The following is a 22510-nucleotide window of genomic DNA, read 5'->3' as shown; positions in this document are numbered from 1 at the left end:
ATCGTCGCGGCCTGCTGGGGCCTGGGCCAGGCCGTCCTTGCACGCCCGGCTGAACCGGCGCAGCGTGATCGCTGGCTCGAATGGGGCATGGCGACCTCGCTGGGCCTGGGCCTCTTCGTGGTGGCGATGCAGGCGCTCGGGCTGGTGGGCGCATTGCAGCGGGCGCCGGTGCTGGGACTTGTCGCGGCCGGGGTGATCGCTGCCCTCTTGCAGTGGCGCGGATGGCGCAGGCAGACCTTTGCCGCGCCGCCCGTGGTCACGTGGGTGGACCGCTACGCACTGGTCGGGCTCCTCCTCGCGCTGGTGCCCACGCTGTTGGCGCCGCTCGCGCCGCCGGTGACCTACGACGAAATCATGTACCACCTGCCCTATGCGCGGCAGGTCGCGGAAAGCGGGCGGCTGGGCGTCTACGACTGGCTGCGCTATCCCTGGTTCCCGTACAACTACGACCTGCTCTACGCGGCCGTGTTGCAGGTCTATGACGACGTGTTCCCGCACCTGGTGCATGCGCTGGCGGGCTGGCTGTCGGTGCTGGTGATCTACCGGCTGGGGGTGATGCATGCGAGCCGGGTCGTCGCCTGCATGGGCGCCGCGATCTGGCTGTTCATGGGCCAGTACGACAACGCCTACATCGACATGGCCGTGTCGCTGTTCGTGCTGGTGGCCTTCGTCGCGCTGTGGTGGTGGTGGCGCAATTTCGACGATGCCGAGGCGCCGGACCGCGGGGTGCGCTGGCTCGCGCTCTGCGCCTTCTTCCTCGGTCTGGCGGCCGGCTCCAAGTACCAGTCGCTGACCTTCCTGCCGCTGGTGGGGCTGATCGTGCTGGTGCGCGAGCGCCGGCCGCAGGTGTGGCTGCTGGCCATCGGCTGCTTCCTGCTGCCGTGCATCTACTGGTACGCGCGCAACGCGCTGATGACGGGCGACCCCTTCAATCCCCTGGGCGCGCATCTCTTCGGCTTCACCAACTGGAACGAGGCCGACTACCAGCATCAGCTCGTCGACGTGCAGGAGAACCATTCGAACCCGCCCAATGGCGTGTTGTGGGCGGTTCTGCTCGCGCCCTTCGGCGAGGTGGTGCGGCGATCGCGCGCCGCGCGTGGCGCCATGTTGTTCTGCGGCTGGTCGCTGCTGGTGTGGGCCGTGACCTCGCGCTACCCGCGCTACCTCACGCCGGCGCTGCCGTTGATCGCGTTGATGGCGGCGGTGGGCTGGCATCAGCTTGGCCTCTGGATCCTCAATGCCTGGCGTAAGCGCGGCGCGGGCGCTACGGACGTTGCCAGCCTGCCGCCGACCCGGCGAGAGACCACGCTGGGCAAGGCGATCGGGGTCGTGGCCATCCTGCTGCTGGGCGCTGCCTGCGTCTATCACTCCGCGCGCAACATCCGCGAGATCTCGCCCACGCCTGAAAGCCGCGAGGCCTTCTTCAAGCGCCATATCGCGGGCTACGAGGTGCTGCACCATCTGCGCGAGCATCCGGTCGAAGGCAAGACCTACCAGGTCATGCTGAACGATTCGCTCTACTTCGGGCCGGACCTGATGTATGGCGACGTGTTCGGGCCCTGGCGCTATGCCGACTTCATCATGCTGCCGCCGGCCCAACTGGCGCGCAAACTGCGTGCGCAGGATTTCGGCAGCATCGTCATCAAGACGGCGCTTGCGCCTTACATTCACACCCAACCCGATTTCGACCGCTACTTCCGCCTGATCCTCGAAAAGGACGGCGTCAGGGCCTACCGCATCCTTCCCATCGAGCCATGACCGAGTCTTCCGCCAGCAAGCCTGCTGCATTGCCTGCACTTCGTGTGGCCGCCGTCATCCCTTGCTACAACGAGGCGCTGGCGATCGGAAAGGTCGTGGCCGACTTCCGCGCGCTGCTTCCCGAGGCCGAGATCCACGTCTTCGACAACAACTCCAGCGACGACACGGCAACGGTTGCGACGGAGGCGGGCGCTCACGTCACGCACGTGGCCCTGCGCGGCAAGGGCAACGTGGCGCGGCGGATGTTCGCCGACGTCGAGGCCGACGTGTACGTGATGGTCGACGGCGACGCCACCTACGACCTGGGCAACGTGCGGCAGATGGTCGACATGCTGGTGGCCGGCAACCTCGACATGGTCGTGGGCACCCGCGTGGAGGACCCGCAGGAAGGGCAGACCTACCGGCGCGGCCATCGCTTCGGCAACCGGGTGCTGACCGGCTCGGTCGCGTGGCTCTTCGGCAGCGGTTTCACCGACATGCTCTCGGGCTACCGCGTGTTCTCGCGCCGCTATGCCAAGTCCTTCCCGGCGCTGGCCAAGGGCTTCGAGATCGAGACCGAACTGACCGTGCACGCGCTGGAATTGCGCATGCCCTATGCCGAGATGCCCTGCCGCTACCTCGCGCGGCCGGAGGGGTCGGAAAGCAAGCTGTCCACCTACCGAGACGGCTGGCGCATCATGCGCACCATCACGCGGCTGTTCATCAGCGAGCGGCCGCTGGATTTCTTCTCCCTCGTGGCCACGACCTTGTTCCTGCTGTCGCTGGTGCTGGTCGAGCCGTTGGTGCTCACTTACCTGGAGACCGGCCTGGTGCCACGGCTGCCCACCGCCGTGCTGGTCACCGGCATCATGCTGGGCGCGATGCTGTCGCTGGTGTGCGGCATCGTGCTGAACACCGTGACCGTGGGCCGGCAGGAGGCCAAGCGGCTGCGCTACCTGGTCATCCCCGGCGTGCTGTCGGTCGCGCAAGGCAACGCACGCGACCCGGTTCGCCGCCCATGAAAGGGGCGCGCAGCTTTGCGTGGTTCGTCGTCGCGGGCGTACTGGGGCTGGTGGTCGACGTGGTGGTGCTGTACGTGCTGGCGCCGCTGTTCGGCTGGTATGCGGCGCGCGTGCTGTCCTTCCTTGCGGCGGCGACGACGACATGGCTGGTGAACCGCAACTACGCCTTCGCGGATGCCGCGCGGCACGCGTCCCTGTTGCGTGAGTACTTGGGCTACCTCATGGCGATGCTGGGCGGCGCGGCGGTCAACTACACGGTGTATGTGCTGACCCTGCATTGGCTGGAGGGCGTGTGGGTGGCGGCGCTGGGTGTGGCGCTGGGCAGCTTGTCGGGGCTCACGGTCAACTTCCTGTCGGCACGGTATCTGGTGTTCAAGGCGCACCGGTAGCGCATTGAATGCGGAACCTTCGCGTCCTCTGCGTACGGATGTCCGTATTCAGTGAGCCCCTGAGACGACCACTGGGATCTCAGTGGCAGGCGGCGTATTGCGACTCCGCTCGCAGCGCACGATGCCATCGATCATCACCATGCCCACGCCCGGGATGTCGCCGAGCTGCACGCTCTCGAGCAGGCCGGCCGCGGGCGAATGCTGCGCGCGGTCCATGAAGACGAAATCGGCATCGCGGCCGACCTCGATCAGCCCGCAGTTGAGTTTGCGGATGCGCGCCGTGTTGCCGGTCGCGAAGCAGAACACCAACTCCGCCGGGATGTTCGCGATCGACGACAGCATCGCCACCATGCGCAGGATGCCGAGCGGCTGAACGCCCGAGCCGGCCGGCCCGTCGGTGCCGAGGATCACGCGGTGCGGGCACTTGAGTTCCAGCGCCGCCTTGGCGGCGGCGATGGCCACCCTCTCATTGCCGTTGTGCACGATCTCGATCGCGCGTGACGACTTCTCGCAGAGCTCGCACACATGCGCCTCCGGCAGCGAGGTGTGGCCGCCGTTGATGTGGCCGATGATGTCGGCGTCGGCTTCGAGCACCACGTCCTTGTCGATCAGGCCCGAGCCCGGGATCGACGGGCCGCCCGTGTGGATCGTGCTCTGGATGCCGTACTTGCGCGCCCAGGCAACCATCTCCTTCGCCTCGTAGCCGGCCTTGACCGAGCCCAGGCCCACTTCGCCCAGCAGCCCCACGCCGGCCTCCGCCAGTTCCCTGAAGTCGCTCTCGACCATGCCTTTCTCGATCACCGGCGCGCCGGCCAGCACCTTCACGCCGCCGGGGCGGAAGTTGTCGAAGGCGCGTTGCGCGGTGATGGCCAGCGCCTTCAGGCCGACGATGTCCTTGGGCCGGCCGGGCAGGTGCACCTCGCCGGCCGAGATCATCGTGGTCACGCCGCCGTTCATCGTCGAATCGATCCAGCCGATCTGGCCCTGGCGCGGCGTCCAGTCGCCGAACACCGGGTGCACGTGGCTGTCGATGAGGCCGGGCGCGACGCAGGTCTTCTTGCAGTCGATGACGGTCTTCGCGCCCTCGACGTCGCAATCCTTGAGCTTGCCGACCGCGACGATGACGCCGTCGTTCACGACGATGGTGTCGGCGTCGAGGATGGGCTTGTCGATGTCGCCCGAGAGCAGCAGCCCGATGTTCTGGATGACGACCTTGCCGGATTTCGCGCCTGCAACTGCTTCTGCCATGGGACTGTCCTCGTGGGTTGTGAATCTCGTTCTTGTCTGTCGCCTACGCCGGCCGCTTCGCAAGCAGCGCCCAGATGCCCGCCCCGGAGAGCAGCGAGCCGCCCGCCAAGTTGAAGCGCCGTTGCGCCCGTGGCGAAGCGAGCAGCTTGCGCGCCGACGCCGCGAACACCGCATACAAGGTGGCGTTGAGCGTGGCCATCGCGACGAAGGTGATTGCCAGCACCCACATCTGTTGTCCCACAGGCCGCGCCGGGCTGATGAACTGCGGCAGGAAGGCGACGAAGAAGATGATGCCCTTCGGATTCAGCGCGGTGACCAGCCAGGTGTTGGCGAACAGGCGCCAGCGCGAATGCGGCGCGGCCGGCGCAACCATCTCGGCGGAGGAGACCCCCGCGCGCAGCATCTTGATGCCGAGGTACAGCAGGTACAGGCCGCCGGCCCCCTTGATCACCGTGAACCAGAAGGCCGAGGCCGACAGCAACGCGCCCAGGCCGAGCAACGACAACACCAGCGCCGTCGAGTCGCCCAGCGCGACGGCCGCGACCAGCGGCACGTTGGCGCGGCGGCCATGGGCCATCGAGTAGCTGATGACCGTGAGGATCGTCGGGCCCGGAATCACCAGCAGCACCGCCGATGCGGCAACGAAAGCGAGCCAGAGTTCGATGGGCATAAGGACTCCTTGGTGGTCGTCAGGCGTGCGCCGTGGAAGCGATGGAGGTGCCGGCGCTGACCGCGCGCAACACGGTCTCGACCGCGAAGTCTTCCCAGCGCTTGACCGCTTCCGCCGTCTCCAGCGGCTCGCCGAGGAAGGCCGTCAGCGTGTGCCGGTTCGACATATAGAAGTAGCCGGTCGATGCGATCAGCAGGTACACCTCGCGTGCCGCGACGTCGCCGCGGAAGATGCCCTTCGCAATGCCGCTGGCCAGCACCTCGTGGATCACGGCGATCGCATGCGACGAGTATTCGCCGGCGCGCAACGACTTTGCGATGTGCCGGCCCTTGTGCAGGTTCTCGGTGTTGAGCAGCGTGACGAACTCGGGGTTTTTGCGGTAGTAGCCGTGCACGAAACGGATCACCTCGGTGAGCGTTTCGACGGGCCGGTCGGCGTCGAGCCGGATCGCGCTCTCGGCCTCGTCCATCTCGCGGTAGATGCCTTCGAGCACCGCGATGAACAGGCCTTCCTTGCTGCCGAAGTAGTAGTAGATCATGCGGTCGTACGACTTGGCCGCCTTCGAGATCTTCTCGACGCTGCCGCCGTCGTAGCCGTACTTCGCGAAGACCTTGGTGGCGGCCCTGAGGATGGCCTTGCGCGTGGCCTGGGCAGCAGCGTCACGCACGCCGGTGCCTCGGCGCGGGGCGCTGTTGACGGTGCTGGAGGCCTTGGTCATGGATGGGTCGATGAATACGGGGTCCGGACGCAGAGGACGCGAAGGTTTCGCGAAGGACGCAAAAGAATTCAGAAAGAAATCTGGAAGTCCTTTTGCGACTTCTGCGAAGTTTTTGTCTTCCTTCTGCGTTCGGCTGCCCGTATTCCTTATTTCTCCGCGAAGGCCCGTTCGACCACGAAGTCGCCCGGCGTCGACGTGTTGCCTTCCTTGAAGCCGCGCGATTCGAGCATGTGCTTCAGGTCGGTCAGCATGCCCGGGCTGCCGCAGAGCATCACTCGGTCTTCGGCGACGTTGATCGGCGGCAGGCCGAGGTCGTCGGTCATCTTGTTGCTCTCGATCAGCTCCGTGATGCGGCCCATGTTGCGGAAGTCCTCGCGCGTCACGGTCGGGTAGTAGAGGAGCTGCTTCTTGACCAGGTCGCCCAGGAATTCATGCGCCGGCAAGTGGTCGACCACCAGGTCGTGGTACGCCAGTTCGTCGACCTCGCGCACGCCGTGCACCAGGATGACCTGCTCGAACTTCTCGTACGTCTCCGGGTCGCGGATCACGCTCATGAACGGTGCGAGCCCGGTGCCGGTGCCCAGCAGGTAGAGCCGCTTGGCGGGCAGGCAGTAGTCGATCAGCAGCGTGCCGGTGGGCTTGCGGCCGACGATGATCTTGTCGCCGGGCTGGATGTGCTGCAGCTTCGACGTCAGCGGGCCTTCCTCGACCTTGATGCTGAGGAACTCGAGGTGCTCCTCGTAGTTGGCGCTGACGATGCTGTAGGCGCGCAGCAGCGGCTTGTTGTTGACGCGCAGGCCGATCATCGTGAAGTGGCCGTTCGAGAACCGCAGCGCCGGGTCGCGCGTGCAGGTGAACGTGAACAGGCGGTCGGTCCAGTGATGGACGGTGAGGACGGTTTCTTCGCTGAAGGCGCTCATGGCTGGCTTGAGGTTGGTTCGGTAAAAACGCCGTTGCACATTGGCGTCGCGTTTGCTACATTGGTTTGATGTAGCGTTCACAACATCAAATTGGAGTGAATGCTACACAAAGAGCAAGACGATCACAAGCACCACCCGTCGCGGGCCGTGCCGGTGAAACCAGCGATTTTCCACGATGACCGAACACACAAAGACTGACGGGCTTCCCGGCATGGACATGCCGGTGATCAGCGCCGGCATCCCCGAGCGGGCACCCCTGCGCAACGAGAAGATGAGCACGGCCAAGGTCGAGTGCAACGCCTGCCCGGTGCTGTGCCAGATCTCCGAAGGCCGCACCGGGGCGTGCGACCGCTATGCCAACCGCGCCGGGACGCTGGTGCGGGTGGATCCGGTGGTGCTGCTGCGCCGCGCGGTAACGGGTGGAACGGGCGAACTGGTGCCCTTCGTGCGTCCTGCGGCCGAAGCGCCGGCCGATAGCGAGCCGGACTGGAACGGCGACCTGCTGCTGGCCGACGAGGTGTTCGTGACCGGCGTGGGATCGTCGACCACCTATCCGGACTACAAGCCCGCGCCCTTCATCGTCGGCTCGAAGGCGAACGGCGTCGACATGGTGACGGTGGTCACCGAAGGCATCTTCAGCTATTGCAGTTTCAAGATCAAGATCGACACCGACCGCTTCCTCGGCGCGGAGCAGGCCAACGTTCGCTACAAGGGCGAGGTGGTGGGCCATGTGACGACCGCCGAATACGGCTCGCAGATGCTGTCGCTCGGCGGCGTGCACCACCTCACCGGCGGCAGCAAGAAGGAAGGCCGCATGACGGCTGAGCTGATGCAACTGCTCGGGAACAAGAAGCCGGTGGACATCACCATCGACGGCGGCGCCAGCCTGGTCGTGCAGGCGGGCAAGGCGCCCATCGTCAATGGCGTGGAAGAGCACCGCATGCGCGTGGGCTGCGGCTCGGCGGCGGTGGGCATCTTCGCTCGGCAGTTCGCGGGCGTGGCGGACGAGGTGGTGGTGGTGGACGACCACATCACGGGCGTGCTGACGGAGCACCAGGCCGGGCGCTGCCTCGACATGCCGAAGTCGGGCATCGAGATGCGCGGGCGCAAGTCCACGCCGGGGCGCTATTTCCAGGTGGCGAACCCGGGCGATGGATGGGGCGGCACCGACATCGCCGATCCGCTGTCGATCATCGAAGGCTGGGAAGAGGGCGTCGCGAAGCCCGGCCTGCGCCTGCTGATGACATCGACCACCGGCGAGCATGCGCAGTGGTATGTGCTCGACGACGAGCTCAAGCCGATCGAGCAGCCGATGCCGCCCGAAGTGCGCCGCATCGTCGAGCGCATCGGCGAGAACTGCGAGCCTTCGCTGTGCACCGTGCTGTTCCTCGGAGGCGCCGGCGGCAGCCTGCGTGCGGGGGTCAGCGAAAACCCCGTGTTGCTCACACGAGCGATCAAGAAGGCGCTGGTCAACGTGACCTGCGGCGGCGCACCGGCCTATGTGTGGCCGGGCGGTGGCATCACCGTGATGGTGGATGTGATGCGCATGCCGGACAACAGCTTCGGCACCGTGCCCACGCCGGCCATCGTCGCGCCGATCGAGTTCAGCATGCGGCTGGATGACTATGCGGCGCTCGGCGGGCATACGGGCCATGTGTTCCCGTTGGAGCAGGCCTTGGCGCGGGGTGCGTGGCAGGACGATGGGGCGCCGTTGGCACGGCAGTGGCAGGCCGTCGATGTGGCCAATCCGTGGCCATTGGGCCAGCCGCCGATGCTGGGTTAGGCGGGGTCGCCATGAACGCACAGCGCGTCGCGCTCGACAACCACCGTTGGCACTGGAGCCATGGCCCGATCGACATCGTGGCCGAGGCGCATGGCGCCCCTGACGTCGTCGCCGAGGCGCACGAGGCGGCATGGCAGCGCTTCGGCACGGTGCTGGGCGAACTCGTGGGCGAGTTGCCGGCATTGCGTCAGCCTGTTGGTGCGCACTGCGCGGTGAAGGGCGTCGCGGCATGCCGGATGTGGCGTGCGTGCGAACCGTTTCGTGCAGGCTTCATCACGCCGATGGCGGCCGTGGCCGGCTCGGTTGCGCAGGAGCTGATTTCCTTCTATCAACGCCCCGGCATCGAGCGCGCATGGCTCAACAACGGAGGCGACATTGCATTGCATCTCGCGTCAGGACAGTCGGCGCGTGTCGGGCTGTTCGCCGACATCGCGCGCTTCGATCCGCGCGACGCGGGCCGCATCGACGTCGACGGCCACTTCGACATCACGGCCGACATGCCGGTTCGTGGCGTGGCCACCAGCGGCTGGCGTGGGCGCAGCTTTTCCCTTGGCATCGCCGACAGCGCGACGGTGCTCGCCGCGACCGCCGCACAGGCCGATGCAGCGGCCACCATCATCGGCAACGCCGTGAACGTCGACGATGCCGGCATCCATCGCCGGCCGGCCAGCGAATGCAAGGACGACAGCGATCTCGGCGACATCCCGGTGACGGTCGGCGTGGACACCCTGCCGCCCGCGCAGGTGCGCCGCGCACTCGATGCGGGCGTGGCACGTGCACGCGAGCTGCAACGCGCCGGCCTCATCTTCTCGGCCGTGCTGGTTTGCCAGAACCAGCACCGTGTCGTCGAGCCCTTATGCTCCATTGCCGCAGCGCCTGAATCGGCGCCGGCGATGGCAGTTGGTTCAGTATTTGCTTAATGAAATCCGCATGATCGAAATCCGCCGCGTCTTCACCCAGGTCGAGCAGATCCACCACGAGTTCGGCCCGCGCGCCGACACGCCTTTGGTGCGTGGCGCCATCGGTGCCGTGCTGACCAATCCGTTCGCCGGCCGCTACGAGCCCGACATCCTGCCGATGATGACCCTGCTCGACCCGGTGGGCGTCGAGATGGCGCACAAGCTGCTGGCCGCAATGGACGTGAGCGTCGAGCAGATCGCCACCTACGGCAAGGGCGCGATCGTCGGCGCCGCCGGCGAACTGGAACACGGCGCGCTGTGGCATGTGCCGGGCGGCTACGCGATGCGCGAACTGCTCGGATGGAAGGGCGATCGCGCCGCCTACCGTGCGGGCAAGGTCGAGGAGAAGACTGGGCAGCCCGGCAACGCGCTGTCGATCGTGCCCTCGACCAAGAAGGTCGGGGCGCCCGGCGCCACGCTCGACGTGCCGCTCACCAACATCAATGCAAGCTATGTGCGCGGCCAGTTCGACGCGATCGAAGTGCGCGTGCCCGGCGCGCCGGCGGCCGACGAGATCGTGTTCATCCTCGCGATGACGACGGGCTATCGCGTCCACGCGCGTGTCGGTGGGCTGCTGGCGGAGAACATCAGCAAGTGGGATGGATTGCGTTGAACCTCCGAATCCGGGCAGCCGAACGCAGAAGTCGCAAAGGTTTCGCAGAAGTCGCAAAAGAAGACATGAAAGAGTAAGGACAGACATGCCAGCCAATATTCGCAAGCTCGTCGTTCAGGTGGACGAGACCCGCATCGAGATGGGCAAGGCCATCGAGCCGCCGACGCGCCGTGCCGTTGCCATCGCCGTGATCGACAACCCCTACGCGGGACGCTATTCCGAAAACCTCGACGAGCTGATTGCCATCGGCGAGGAGCTGGGTGCGCTGCTTGGCGAGAAGTGCGTGAAGGCGCTCGGCATCGCGCCGGGCGAGGCGCAGAGCTACGGCAAGGCCGCGATCGTCGGCGAGGCCGGCGAGCTGGAACACGCCGCCGCCATCCTGCACCCCAAGCTCGGCGCACCGTTGCGCGTGGCCGTCGAGAAGGGCGCCGCACTCGTGCCGTCGAGCAAGAAGCGCGGCACGCTGGGCACCGCCATCGACGTACCGCTCGGCCACAAGGACGCTGCGTTCGTGCGCAGCCACTTCGATGCGGTCGAGGCCCGCGTGTCCGATGCGCCGCGCGCCAACGAGATCGTCGTCGCCGTCGCCGTCACCGACAGCGGCCGCCCGCTGCCGCGCATCGGCGGATTGCAGGTGTCTGAGATCAAGGGCCAGGATGGCTTGCGCTGAGGCGCGTCAAATGCTGCAAATACAGATGCGGACATCCGGACGCAGAGGACGCGAAGGTTTCGCGAAGGACGCGAAAGAAAACCGAAAAGATCTTCAGGGTTTTCTTTGTCTTCTTTCGCGTCCTTTGCGTATCTTCGCGACCTTCGCGTACGGTCAAGTCCGAATTCAAGATCTTTCCATTCCCTAAGGAGCTTTCCATGAACCCCCTGCGCCACACCTTCACCGCCGCGGCGATCGCGACGCTGGCCACCGCCCTCGTTCCCGCGCATGCGCAGGGCGTCATCAAGATCGGCGAGGTCAATAGCTACAAGGCGCAGCCCGCCTTCCTCGATCCCTACAAGAAGGGCATGGAACTGGCGGTCGAGGAAATCAATGCCAAGGGCGGCATCGACGGCAAGAAGGTCGAGCTCATCACGCGCGACGACAACGCCAACCCCGGCGACGCCGTGCGCGTGGCCGAGGAACTGGTGGCGCGCGAGAAGATCGACGTGCTGACCGGCACCTTCCTGTCGAACACCGGCCTGGCCGTGGCCGACTTCGCCAAGCAGAAGAAGATCTTCTTCCTGGCCGGCGAACCGCTCACCGACAAGATGACCTGGCAGGGCGGCAACGACTACACCTACCGCCTGCGCCCCGGCACCTACATGCAGGCCGCGATGCTGGTGCCCGAGGCGGTCAAGCTGAAGAAGAAGCGCTGGGCCATCGTGTACCCCAACTACGAATACGGCCAGTCGGCCGTGGCCGCGTTCAAGAACCTGCTGAAGGCCGCGCAGCCCGACGTCGAGTTCGTCGCCGAACAGGCGCCGCCGCTGGGCAAGGTCGATGCGGGCGCGGTGGCGCAGGCGCTGGCCGATGCCAAGCCCGATGCGATCTTCAACGTGCTGTTCGGCGCGGACCTGTCGAAGTTCGTGCGCGAGGGCAACACGCGCGGCCTGTTCAAGGACCGCGCCGTCGTCAGCGTGCTCACCGGCGAGCCCGAGTACCTCGACCCGCTGAAGGACGATTCGCCCAACGGCTGGATCGTGACCGGCTACCCGTGGTACGGCATCCAGACGCCCGAGCACAAGGCCTTCTTCCTGGCCTATCACGAGAAGTACAAGGACTATCCGCGCCTCGGCTCGGTCGTCGGCTACAGCATGATCAAGTCGGTCGCGGCCGGCATCGCGAAGGCGAAGAGCACCGATTCGGCCAAGCTGGTCGAAGCCTTCAAGGGGCTGCCTGTCGACACGCCGTTCGGCCGAATCACCTACCGCGCCGAAGACCACCAATCGACCATGGGCGCCTTCGTCGGCAAGACGAAGAACGAGAACGGCAAGGGCGTGATGGTGGACTACGTGTACCTTGACGGTGCCAAGTTCCAGCCGCCGGCGGCCGAGATCAAGAAGGCTCGCGCCGCCAACTAAGCCGAGGCCGCACGCCTCGCGTCTGACCTGATCGTTAGCCGTCTCAAGGGAAGTCCGGATGAGTCTCTCGTCGCTGCTGCTGCAATTCCTCACCGGGCTGTCCTCGGCTTCCTCGCTGTTTCTCGTGGGGGCGGGGCTGTCGCTGATCTTCGGCGTCACGCGCATCGTCAACTTCGCGCACGGCTCGTTCTTCATGCTCGGCGTGTACCTGGCGTACACCATCGTCGACCGGCTCGGCGGCGGCGTCGGCTACTGGCCCGGCGTGGTGCTGGCGGCGCTGGCGGTCGGCGTGCTGGGCGCGCTGATCGAGATGGTGCTGCTGCGCCGCATCTACAAGTCGCCCGAGCTGTTCCAGCTGCTCGCGACCTTCGCGCTGGTGCTGGTCATCAAGGATGTGGTGCTGTACCTCTGGGGGCCCGATGAATTGCTCGGGCCGCGCGCGCCGGGCTTCAAGGGCTCGATCGAGATCCTGGGACGGCAGTTCCCGACCTACGACCTGTTCCTGATCGTGGTCGGGCCGGTGGTGCTCGGCCTGCTGTGGCTGCTGCTGACCCGCACGCGCTGGGGCACGCTGGTGCGCGCGGCCACGCAGGACCGCGAGATGGTGAGCGCGCTGGGCATCAACCAGGCGTGGCTGTTCACGGCGGTGTTCGCACTGGGCGCGACGCTCGCGGGGCTCGGCGGCGCGCTGCAACTGCCGCGCGAGCCGGCGACGCTGGTGCTGGACCTCAACACCATCGGCGCGGCCTTCGTGGTGGTGGTGGTGGGCGGCATGGGCTCGATCCCGGGCGCCTATGCGGCGGCCCTGCTGCTTTCGGAAATCAAGGCGGTCTGCATCTGGCTCGGGGTGGTCAACATCCTGGGTTACGACGTGTCCTTCTCCAAGCTCACGCTGGTGGCCGACTTCGTCGTGATGGCGATCGTGCTGGTGTGGCGTCCGTGGGGCCTGTTCGGCCGGCCGCAGGCGCCGAGCCGCTATGTGGGCATGGCGGAGGAGCCGTTGCGCCGCGCGAGCAAGGGCTATGCGTGGGCGATGGCCGCCTTCGGCATCGCGCTGATGGCGCTGCCGCTGGTCACGGCCGATTCGCCCTACACCACGGTGCTGATGATCGACCTGCTGGTGGCCGCGCTCTTCGCCGCCAGCCTGCACTTCATCATGGGGCCGGCAGGCATGCATTCGTTCGGCCATGCGGCGTACTTCGGCCTCGGTGCCTACGGCGCGGCGCTGCTCGTGAAGTCGAGCGGCATGCCGATGGAGCTGGCGCTGGTCGTCGCGCCGCTGGTCGCGGCCATCGGCGCCTTCGTCTATGGCTGGTTCGCGGTGCGGCTGTCGGGCGTGTACCTCGCGATGCTCACGCTGGCCTTCGCGCAGATCACCTGGGCCATCGTCTACCAGTGGGATGCGTTCACCGGCGGCAGCAACGGCCTGACGGGCGTGTGGCCGTCGGAATGGCTGTCGGACAAGCGGGCCTACTACTGGCTCACTTTGGTGCTCGTGGCGGCCGGCATCCTCCTGCTGCGCCGCGTGCTGTTCTCGCCCTTCGGCTATGCGCTGCGCGCGGGGCGCGACTCGGTGCTGCGCGCCGACGCCATCGGCATCGACGTGAAGCGCATGCAGTGGACGGCCTTCGTCATCGCGGGCACGGCGGCGGGCCTGGCGGGTGCGCTCTTCGCGTTCTCCAAGGGCAGCATTTCGCCGGAGACGCTCAGCGTGGACAAGTCGGTCGACGGCCTGGTGATGGTGCTGCTCGGCGGCGTGCAGACCTTGGCCGGGCCGGTGGTGGGCGCGGTCACGTTCAGCTGGTTGCATGACACGGTGGCGCGCAACACGGACTACTGGCGCGCGATGCTGGGCGCGATCATCCTGATCCTGGTGCTGCTTTTCCCGCAGGGCATCGCGGGCTTCGCGAAGCAGTTGTTCGAACGGGCCACCGGGGGGCGCAAGTCTGTGGCGCCACCGTCCACAGCGGGCGCGAGCGGGAGCCAATCCACATGACGCTGCTTCAAGTCAACAACCTCGGCAAGTCCTTCGGCGGCGTGAAGGCCGTGGATGGCATCAGCTTCGACCTCGCGGCGGGTGAACTGCTGGCGCTGATCGGCCCGAACGGCGCGGGCAAGTCGACGACCTTCAACATGGTCAATGGACAGCTCCGTGCGGACCAGGGCTCGATCAAGTTCGACGGGCATGAACTGGTCGGTCAGAAGCCGCGCGCGATCTGGAAGCTCGGCGTGGGCCGCACCTTCCAGATCGCAGAGACCTTCGCCTCGCTGACCGTGGCCGAGAACGTGCAGATGGCCTTGCTGTCGCACGACGGCAAGCTCTATGCGATGTGGCGCCGTGCGGCGGACCACAAGCGCGACGAGGCGCTGGCGCTGCTCGACCAGGTCGGCATGAAGGCGCAGGCCGACCGGCCTTGCAGCGAACTCGCGTATGGCGACGTGAAGCGGGTCGAGCTTGCCATCGCGATGGCCAATTCGCCCAAGCTGCTGCTCATGGACGAACCCACGGCTGGCATGGCGCCGAAGGAGCGCAATTCATTGATGGCGCTGACCAAGGAGCTCGTGATCCAGCGCGGCCTGGCGGTGCTGTTCACCGAGCACAGCATGGACGTCGTGTTCGCCTATGCCGACCGCATGATCGTGCTGGCGCGCGGTCGTCTCATCGCGCAGGGCAAGCCGCTGGAAATCCGCGACCATCCGAAGGTGCAGGAGGTGTACTTCGGCACTGGAAAGACCTTTGAGAAGGCGGAGGCGGTATGAATACGGGATCGGGAACCGTACGCAGAGGACGCGAAGGTTTCGCGAAGGACGCGAAAGAAAACCAAAGAGGAAAAGAGGTCCAAGGAAGAACAGAGAACCGCAAAGAATTTTTTTGTCTTCTTTCGCGTCCTTCGCGTATCTTCGCGCCCTTCGCGTACGGTCAAGTCCGCATTCAGGAAACCTCATGAGCACCCCGGAAACCCTGCTCACTACCAAGGCGCTGTGCGCCTGGTACGGCGCCGCGCAGATCCTCTACGACGTGGACCTTGAAGTGCGGCGCGGCGAGGTGGTCGCGCTCATGGGGCGCAACGGCGCGGGCAAGTCGACCACGCTCAAGGCCATCATCGGCATGCTGCCCAAGCGGCGTGGCGCGGTGAGCTTCCTGGGCCATGACATCTCGAAGCGCGAGCCGCATGTGGCGGCGCGGCTGGGACTCGGCTTCGTGCCGGAAGACCGGCGCGTGTTCACCGATCTCACGGTGATGGAGAACCTCGAAGTCGGCAAGCAGCCCGAGCGCCGCTGGGCCGACGGCTCCGTCGCACCGGTGTGGACGCCGGAGCGGCTGTTCAAGCTGTTCCCCAATCTCGGCGAGATGCCGAACCGCCCGGGCGGGCGCATGAGCGGCGGCGAGCAGCAGATGCTGACCGTGGCGCGCACGCTGATGGGCAATCCATATCTCGTGCTGCTCGATGAACCGTCGGAAGGCGTGGCGCCTGTGATCGTCGAGCAGATGGCGCACATGATCCTGGAACTCAAGGCGCAGGGCGTGAGCATCTTGCTGTCGGAGCAGAACATGCACTTCGCGGAACTGGTGTCGGACCGTGCCTATGTGCTCGAGAAAGGCCAGATCCGCTACCAGGCCTCGATGGACGAACTTGCGGCGAACGACGAAGTGCGCCGCGCTTACCTCAGCGTTTGACATCAGCGTTTGACCGAAGAAGTTTCCTCAACCGTCACAGGAGCGACCACCATGCAACGCAGAACCATCCTCCACGCCGGCGCCGCACTCGGGCTGGCCGCGATCGCACCGCAACTCGTCTGGGCGGCCGCCAAGGTCAAGCCGGCCGGCAATTCCGCATTGATCGTGGTCGACGTACAGAACTGTTTTCTCGACGGCGGCACGCTCGCGGTGAAGGGCGGCAACGAGGTGATTCCGGTCATCAACAAGCTCGCACCGGCCTTCGACAACATCGTCGTCACGCAGGACTGGCACACGGCAGGCCATGCGTCCTTCGCCAGCACCTATCCGGGCAAGAAGCCCTTCGAGACCACGAAGCTCAAGTACGGCACGCAGGTGCTGTGGCCGGACCATTGCGTGCAGGGCACGGACGACGCCGGCCTCGGCAAGGAGCTCGCGCTGCCCACCGCGCAGCTCATCATCCGCAAGGGCTTCCACAAGGACATGGACAGCTACTCGGCCTTCGAGGAAGCCGACCACAAGACCGCGACCGGGCTGGCGGGCTACCTCAAGGGGCGAGGCATCAAGACCATCTTCGTGACCGGCCTGGCGACCGACTTCTGCGTGGCCTGGACCGCGATGGACGCGCGCAAGGCCGGCTTCGAGGTCTACGTGATCGAGGACGCGACACGCGGCATCGACCTCAACGGCTCGCTGGCCGCAGCGTGGAAGCAGATGACGGCCAAGGGCGTCAAGCGCATCCAGTCCTCCGACATCGCCTGACGACGGACGCATGAGAAGCAGCGGGCTCGCATGCACGGTCAATGGACGCGATGTCGAGCTGCCCGGCGTGTCGCGCGAGGCGTCGTTGCTTCACATGCTGCGCAACGACCTCGGAATCAACGGACCCAAGTACGGCTGCGGCCTGGGCCAGTGCGGTGCCTGCACCGTCTGGGTCGATGGCGTGGCGGCGCGCGCTTGCGTGATCCCGGCGCATGGCGTGGCCGGGCGCGCCATCACCACGCTCGAAGGATTGGGCTCACGCGGCGACTGGCATCCGGTCCAGCAGGCCTTTGAGGATGCGCAGGCCGCGCAGTGCGGCTACTGCCTCAACGGGATGGTGATGCAGGCCGCGGCCCTGCTGGCACGCGATCCGCAGCCGAGCGAGGAACGCATCCGCGCCGAGCTGTCGGGCAACCTGTGCCGTTGCGGCACGCACGTCGAGATCCTCGATGCCGTGCGGCGCGCCGCCGTGCTGATGAGCGCCAAATCATGAGCGCCGGATTTATCCCCCCTCCCCTCGGGGAGAGGGCCAAGGGGAGGGCCGCAGCGGTCGAAGAAGCGCGGCCCATGCCACCGCCGCAAACCCTCACCCCAGCCCTCTCCCGAAGGGAGAGGGAGTGACACGCCGCGCCGACCAGCCCCGCACCCGCGCGGATTTCCTCCAGGCCGATGGCGCCCTCGTCATCGTGCGCGACACCCCGCCCCCGCCCGCACCGGCGCCGGGCCAGCCCCCCGGCGTGCCGGGCAATCCCGCCGAAGGCCCCGAGATCCTGCTGGCACTCTGGGACGACGGCAGCGCCACCGCGCTCAACGGCCACGTCGACCTCGGCACCGGCTTGCAGACCTCGCTCGCGCAGATCGTGTGCGAGGAACTCGACCTGCCGCTGGCGCGCTTGAAGATGGTGCTCGGCGACACCTCGCGCGCTCCCAATCAGGGCGCCACCATTGCCAGCGCCTCCATCCAGATCCATGCCGCGCCGCTGCGCATGGCGGCTGCGCAGGCACGCCACTGGCTCATCGCGCAGGCCTCGGAATGGCTCGGCATCCAGGAGGCCGAACTCACCGTGACCGAAGGCCGAGTGCATGCGCGCGCCGATGCCACGGTGGGCCGCAGCTTCGCCGAGTTGCTGCAAGGCCAGCGCAGCGTGCAGATGCTCGAAGGCGAGATCCGGTTCAAGCCGGTAGCCGACTACCGCCTGGTCGGCACCCGCGTGCCGCGCGTCGACATCCCGGCCAAGCTCGCGGGCGACACCGTGTTCGTGCACGACATGAGGGTGCCCGGCATGCTGCACGGTCGCGTCGTGCGGCCGCCGTATGCCGGCGCGGACCACGGCGACTTCATCGGCAATACGCTGGAATCGGTCGACGAGTCGTCGATCGCGCACATCCCCGGCATTCGCGCCGTCGTCGTCATCCGCGATTTCGTCGGCGTCGTGGCTGAGCGCGAGGAACATGCAGAGCAGGCGCTGCGCGAACTGCGCGTGACATGGAAGGCGTGGCCGGGCCTGCCTTCGCTGGATGACCTCGAAGGCGCCCTGCGTGCGAATCCGTCGACGCAGCGCCTGCTGGTCGACGAGGGCGATGTCGAAGGCGCGCTCGCCGGCGCGGCCCAGCCGATGCCGCGCACCTACGTGTGGCCGTACCAGATGCATGCGTCGATCGGCCCGTCGTGCGCGTTGGCGGATTGGCGCGGCGACGCTTCGCCGCATGCGCATGGCGGCCCGGTACTGACCGTCTGGGCCGGCACGCAGAACCCGCACGTGCTGCGCGCCGATCTCGCGCGACTCACCGGCCAGCCCGATGTCGCCATCGAAGTCATCCGCATGGAAGCGGCCGGCTGCTACGGCCGCAATGGTGCCGACGATGTGGCGGCCGATGCCGCGCTGCTCTCGCGCGCGGTCCATGCGCCGGTGCGGGTGCAGCTCACGCGCGAGCAGGAGCACGTGTGGGAGCCCAAGGGCGCCGCGCAACTCATGCAGGTCAACGGCGGGCTGGCGGCGGATGGCAGCGTGGCCGCCTACGACTTCGAGACCTCGTACCCCTCGAACGGCGCGCCCACGCTCGCGCTGCTGCTGACGCGCACCATCGAGCCGGTCGCGCAGGCCTTCGAGATGGGCGACCGCACCGCGCGCCCGCCGTATGCGTACGAGAACCTGCGCGTCAAGGTCAACGACATGCCGCCGATCGTGCGCGCATCGTGGCTGCGCGGTGTGTCGGCGCTGCCGAGTTCGTTCGCGCACGAGTCCTACGTCGACGAACTGGCGACCGCATCGGGCATCGACCCGGTCGAATTCCGGCTGCGACACCTGCCCGATCCGCGCGCGGCCGAACTGCTGCGCGCCACCGCGCAAAGGGCCGGCTGGCGCATGCGCACCGGGCCGCGGGGGAACGCCGATGGCGGGCTTGGGGCCGGTGGCGACATCCTCTTCGGACAGGGCGTGGCCTATGCCCGCTACATGCACAGCAAGTGGCCGGGCTTCGGCGCCGCATGGGCCGCTTGGGTGGCCGATGTCGAGGTCAACCAGAAGACCGGCGAGGTGCATGTGCGCCGCGTGGTTGTCGGGCATGACGCCGGGCTGGTCATCAATCCGGCCGGCGTCGAACACCAGATCCACGGCAACGTGATCCAGACCACCAGCCGTGCGCTCAAGGAGAAGGTGTGGTTCACGCCGCAGGGTACGCCGAACGCCGGTACGGTGGCGAGTCGCGAATGGGGCAGCTACCCGATCATCAACTTCCGCGAAGTGCCGGTGATCGATGTCGTCCACATGCCGCGCCCCGGAGAGCCGGCGTTGGGGGCAGGCGAGTCGTCGTCAGTGCCGGGGACGGCGGCCATTGCCAATGCGATCTTCGACGCTACTGGCGTGCGCTTCCGCTCGCCGCCGTTCACGCCGGAGGTGGTGCTGGCGGCGTTGAATCCGCTCCCTCCAGGACAAGGTGCACCGGATTTACTCCCTCTCCCTCCGGGAGAGGGCAGGGGTGAGGGCAAGCGGTCGCCAAGCGCTGACTCAGCCGCACCCTCATCCCAGCCTTCTCCCGGAGGGAGAAGGAGCAAGACCGCCTGGGCGACGGCTTTTGTCCTTGGCAGCATCGGCGCCATCGCCGCCCTGTTCGGCTGGCGCTCCACCATCGCGCCCGTGGCCTTGAGTGCCTCGGTCTACACCGAAGCCACCATCGAACGCGGCCGCATCCTCGCGTCCATCGGAGACTGCGCCGTATGCCACACCGCGCCCGGCGGGCAACCCAACACCGGCGGCCGCGCGATGGAAACGCCCTTCGGCACGCTCTACAGCACCAACCTCACGCCGGACCCTGACACGGGCATCGGCCAGTGGTCCTTCAGCGCCTTCCAGCGCGCCATGCGCGAAGGCATCTCGCGCGACGGCCATCGCCTGTACCCGGCCTTCCCCTACACCGCCTTCGCGAAGACCAGCGACGACGACCTCACCGCGCTCTATGCGTACTTCATGTCGCAGCCCGCGGTGCGCAACGAAACGCCGGCATCCGAACTCAAGTTCCCGTTCAGTGTGCGCCCGCTCATGGGCTTCTGGAACGCGATGTTCCATGACCCCACGCCGTATCAACCCGTGACCACGCAGAGCGCCGAATGGAACCGTGGTGCCTACCTGGTCAACGGACTCGGCCACTGCGGCGCCTGCCACACGCCGCGCAACGCGCTCGGCGCGGAGCAGGGCGGCAACGCCTACCTTGCCGGCACGATGGTCGACGACTGGGAGGCGCCCTCGCTCACCGCGCGCTCGTCATCCGCGGTGCCGTGGAATGCCGATGCACTGTACGGCTACCTGCGCAACGGGCACAGCGCGCAGCACGGCATCGCCGGCGGCCCGATGGCCGAGGTGGTGCGCGAACTCGGCGCGGTGCCGGATGCCGACATCCGCGCCATGGCCACCTACCTCGCGTCGTTCAACCCGGCATCGACCGAAGCGGCCGCCGCCATGAAGGCAAGGCAGGTCGTTGCCAACGCAGCCAGCCGCCAAGGCCTGCTGCTGGGCCCCGCGCAACGCATGTTCGACAGCGCCTGCGCCAGTTGCCACCATGACGGCAACGGCCCGACCCTGCTCGGCGTCAACACGCCGCTCGCGCTCAACAGCAACCTCACGAGCGCCTCGCCTGACAACCTGCTGCAAACGATTCTCGACGGCGTGCGCGAGCCGGCATCGCGCGACATCGGCTTCATGCCGGCGTTTCGCGAGGCGCTCGACGACCGGCAGATTGCGGAGCTGGCCGCCTACACGCGCGCACGCTTCGCGCCGCAGGAACCGGCGTGGGCCGATCTGCCGGCGCAGGTTGCGCGGGTGCGTGCCGCACAAGCGCATGCCGCGCAGACCGCTGCACGTTGAGTCCGTGGGCCGAACGGGCCGTCGCGGTCAAGAGGCTGCCCACCACGTCTACGGCGTCTACCGCGCAGGTTGCACCGAGCCGGATGGATCGGCGGTGATTCGCAAGTAGCGAAGCGCCTGATGGGGCCGTGTCCAGAGTCTCCGCAAGCGAGCCGATGACTGCCCGATGCCACACCGCGACCGCAGCCTGGCCGCTCGCACCTCGATGCGTGCGCAATGCGCCTCAGCGTGGTTGAATCGGCAGCTCGCACAACGCTGCCGAAACGCAGCACGCGCGCCGGCCCTGCATGCCGGCGTCGCAGATCGCCTTCCCGAAACCACCGCCTCCGGAGACCTCCATGCCCACAGCCACGTTCAATTCCCAGCAAGCCTTGCCAGCCGATGCCGAGCGCGCCACGCTGGTCGGGCGCATGTGGCAGCCGGATGTCGGCCCGGTGCTGGTGGCGGTGCACCAGGGGCAATTGCATGACCTGTCGCACATCGCGCCCACCGCCAGCCAGCTGCTCGAACTCGACGTGCCGGTCGCGAAGGTCCGTGCGGCCCTGAAAGACGGCTCCGCCCCGTCCCTTGCCGCGCTCGACGACGTGCTGGCCAACAGCGACGAAGGCTTGCGAGACACGGAAAAGCCGTGGCTGCTCGCACCCTGCGACCTGCAGGCCATCAAGGCCAGCGGCGTCACCTTCGTGGCCAGCCTGCTGGAGCGAGTCATCGAGGAACAGGCGCGCGGTGATGCGGCCAAGGCCGAGTCGATCCGCACCGGGCTGAGCAGCGTGCTCGGTGACAACCTGGCCGGCATCGTGCCGGGCTCGCCGGAAGCCGCAAAGGTCAAGGAGGTGCTGATCGCGCAGGGCGTATGGTCGCAGTACCTCGAAGTCGGCATCGGCCCCGACGCCGAGATCTTCACCAAGGCGCCCGTGCTGTCCGCGGTCGGCACCGGCGCCGATGCGGGCATCCACGAAGGCTCGGTCTGGAACAACCCCGAGCCCGAGGTCGTGCTGGCCGTCAACAGCCAGGGCCACGTGCGCGGCGCGGCGCTGGGCAACGACGTCAACCTGCGCGACTTCGAAGGCCGTAGCGCGCTGCTGCTCGGCAAGGCCAAGGACAACAACGCCTCCTGCGCGATCGGGCCGTTCATTCGCCTGTTCGACGAGCACTTCGGCATCGCGGACGTGCGCCGCATCACGGTCGGCCTGCAGGTCACCGGGCCGGACGGCTTCGAGATGGAAGGCGCGAGTTCGCTCTCGAAGATCAGCCGCGATCCGCTCAACCTGGTGAGCCAGGCCATCGGCCGGCATCACGACTACCCCGATGGCCTGATGCTGTTCCTCGGCACCATGTTCGCGCCGACGCAGGACCGGCACGGCCCGGGCCAAGGCTTCACGCACATGGTGGGCGACTGGGTGACGGTCTCGGCGCCCGAACTGGGCGCGCTGACCAACCGGGTCGTGCATTCGCAGCAGGCCGAGCGCTGGACCTTCGGCATCGGGGCGTTGATGCGCAACCTGGCGAAGCGCGGGCTGCTCGGGCAGCAGTCGTAGTCGGCCTTCGGCCCAGGGGTTCACGCGCCCAGCCGGCG

The 22510-nt window shown here is 67.2% G+C and carries 19 protein-coding genes; 15 read left to right on the top strand and 4 right to left on the bottom strand.

Features of this window, described 5'->3' with window-relative positions:
* The first annotated feature begins 87 nt into the window (after positions 1-87).
* The 3 genes from HCU76_RS16140 to HCU76_RS16130 are packed head-to-tail and all read left to right on the top strand — an operon-like array spanning position 88 to position 3148.
* Positions 88-1758, top strand: a complete 1671-nt coding sequence (locus HCU76_RS16140) for a glycosyltransferase family 39 protein (protein WP_256354223.1) — start codon at positions 88-90, stop codon at positions 1756-1758.
* A complete protein-coding gene (locus tag HCU76_RS16135) occupies positions 1755-2759 on the top strand; it encodes a glycosyltransferase family 2 protein (protein ID WP_218509976.1) in 1005 nt (334 codons plus the stop codon). The genes HCU76_RS16140 and HCU76_RS16135 overlap by 4 nt, the downstream gene beginning before the upstream one ends.
* The gene (locus HCU76_RS16130) at positions 2756-3148 is read left to right on the top strand and encodes a GtrA family protein (protein WP_218509975.1); all 393 of its coding nucleotides are present in this window, start codon (positions 2756-2758) and stop codon (positions 3146-3148) included. The genes HCU76_RS16135 and HCU76_RS16130 overlap by 4 nt, the downstream gene beginning before the upstream one ends.
* 48 nt (positions 3149-3196) lie before the next feature.
* Here HCU76_RS16130 and HCU76_RS16125 read toward each other — a convergent pair whose 3' ends face one another.
* From HCU76_RS16125 to HCU76_RS16110, 4 genes are all read right to left on the bottom strand, one after another.
* Positions 3197-4396 (bottom strand): amidohydrolase family protein, encoded by a 1200-nt coding sequence (locus HCU76_RS16125; protein WP_218509974.1) that lies wholly within the window; start codon positions 4394-4396, stop codon positions 3197-3199.
* 43 nt (positions 4397-4439) lie between these two features.
* Positions 4440-5066, bottom strand: a complete 627-nt coding sequence (locus tag HCU76_RS16120) for a LysE family translocator (RefSeq protein ID WP_218509973.1) — start codon at positions 5064-5066, stop codon at positions 4440-4442.
* 19 nt (positions 5067-5085) lie between these two features.
* Positions 5086-5784, bottom strand: a complete 699-nt coding sequence (locus HCU76_RS16115; RefSeq protein WP_218509972.1) for a TetR family transcriptional regulator — start codon at positions 5782-5784, stop codon at positions 5086-5088.
* Between the two features lie 146 nt (positions 5785-5930).
* Positions 5931-6704 carry a ferredoxin--NADP reductase gene (locus HCU76_RS16110; RefSeq protein ID WP_213954558.1) on the bottom strand — a complete coding sequence of 258 codons (774 nt, stop codon included), beginning with the start codon at positions 6702-6704 and terminating at the stop codon, positions 5931-5933.
* Between the two features lie 175 nt (positions 6705-6879).
* On the opposite strand from HCU76_RS16110, the gene HCU76_RS16105 reads away from it, so the two are divergent.
* The 12 genes from HCU76_RS16105 to HCU76_RS16050 all read left to right on the top strand — a co-directional run bounded on the left by HCU76_RS16105 (position 6880) and on the right by HCU76_RS16050 (position 22472).
* Positions 6880-8487 (top strand): 6-hydroxynicotinate reductase, encoded by a 1608-nt coding sequence (locus HCU76_RS16105; protein ID WP_218509971.1) that lies wholly within the window; start codon positions 6880-6882, stop codon positions 8485-8487.
* An 11-nt stretch (positions 8488-8498) separates the two neighbouring features.
* Entirely contained in the window at positions 8499-9407 is a 909-nt protein-coding gene (locus HCU76_RS16100) for a UPF0280 family protein (RefSeq protein ID WP_218509970.1), read from the top strand.
* A 10-nt stretch (positions 9408-9417) separates the two neighbouring features.
* Positions 9418-10059, top strand: a complete 642-nt coding sequence (locus tag HCU76_RS16095) for an amino acid synthesis family protein (protein ID WP_213954555.1) — start codon at positions 9418-9420, stop codon at positions 10057-10059.
* A gap of 85 nt (positions 10060-10144) precedes the next feature.
* Positions 10145-10729 (top strand): amino acid synthesis family protein, encoded by a 585-nt coding sequence (locus HCU76_RS16090; protein WP_213954554.1) that lies wholly within the window; start codon positions 10145-10147, stop codon positions 10727-10729.
* 197 nt (positions 10730-10926) lie between these two features.
* The gene (locus HCU76_RS16085) at positions 10927-12132 is read left to right on the top strand and encodes an ABC transporter substrate-binding protein (protein ID WP_218509969.1); all 1206 of its coding nucleotides are present in this window, start codon (positions 10927-10929) and stop codon (positions 12130-12132) included.
* A 58-nt stretch (positions 12133-12190) separates the two neighbouring features.
* Positions 12191-14128 (top strand): ABC transporter permease, encoded by a 1938-nt coding sequence (locus HCU76_RS16080; RefSeq protein WP_218509968.1) that lies wholly within the window; start codon positions 12191-12193, stop codon positions 14126-14128.
* On the top strand, positions 14125-14892 hold the full coding sequence (locus HCU76_RS16075; protein WP_218509967.1) for an ABC transporter ATP-binding protein: 768 nt from the start codon (positions 14125-14127) through the stop codon (positions 14890-14892). Before HCU76_RS16080 ends, HCU76_RS16075 begins: the two co-directional genes overlap by 4 nt.
* 184 nt (positions 14893-15076) lie before the next feature.
* Positions 15077-15811: an ABC transporter ATP-binding protein gene (locus HCU76_RS16070; RefSeq protein WP_213954550.1), complete on the top strand. Its 735-nt coding sequence runs from the start codon at positions 15077-15079 to the stop codon at positions 15809-15811.
* A gap of 51 nt (positions 15812-15862) precedes the next feature.
* Entirely contained in the window at positions 15863-16573 is a 711-nt protein-coding gene (pncA, locus tag HCU76_RS16065) for a bifunctional nicotinamidase/pyrazinamidase (protein WP_213954549.1), read from the top strand.
* Between the two features lie 10 nt (positions 16574-16583).
* Positions 16584-17066 carry a (2Fe-2S)-binding protein gene (locus HCU76_RS16060; RefSeq protein ID WP_218509966.1) on the top strand — a complete coding sequence of 161 codons (483 nt, stop codon included), beginning with the start codon at positions 16584-16586 and terminating at the stop codon, positions 17064-17066.
* A 124-nt stretch (positions 17067-17190) separates the two neighbouring features.
* A complete protein-coding gene (locus HCU76_RS16055; RefSeq protein ID WP_218509965.1) occupies positions 17191-20934 on the top strand; it encodes a molybdopterin cofactor-binding domain-containing protein in 3744 nt (1247 codons plus the stop codon).
* Positions 20935-21272: 338 nt separating this feature from the next.
* The gene (locus HCU76_RS16050; RefSeq protein WP_218509964.1) at positions 21273-22472 is read left to right on the top strand and encodes a fumarylacetoacetate hydrolase family protein; all 1200 of its coding nucleotides are present in this window, start codon (positions 21273-21275) and stop codon (positions 22470-22472) included.
* Positions 22473-22510: the final 38 nt, after the last annotated feature.

Source organism: Variovorax sp. dw_308, assembly GCF_019207085.1.
Classification (GTDB): domain Bacteria; phylum Pseudomonadota; class Gammaproteobacteria; order Burkholderiales; family Burkholderiaceae_C; genus Variovorax.
This window is presented reverse-complemented; position numbering and strand designations above follow the sequence as displayed.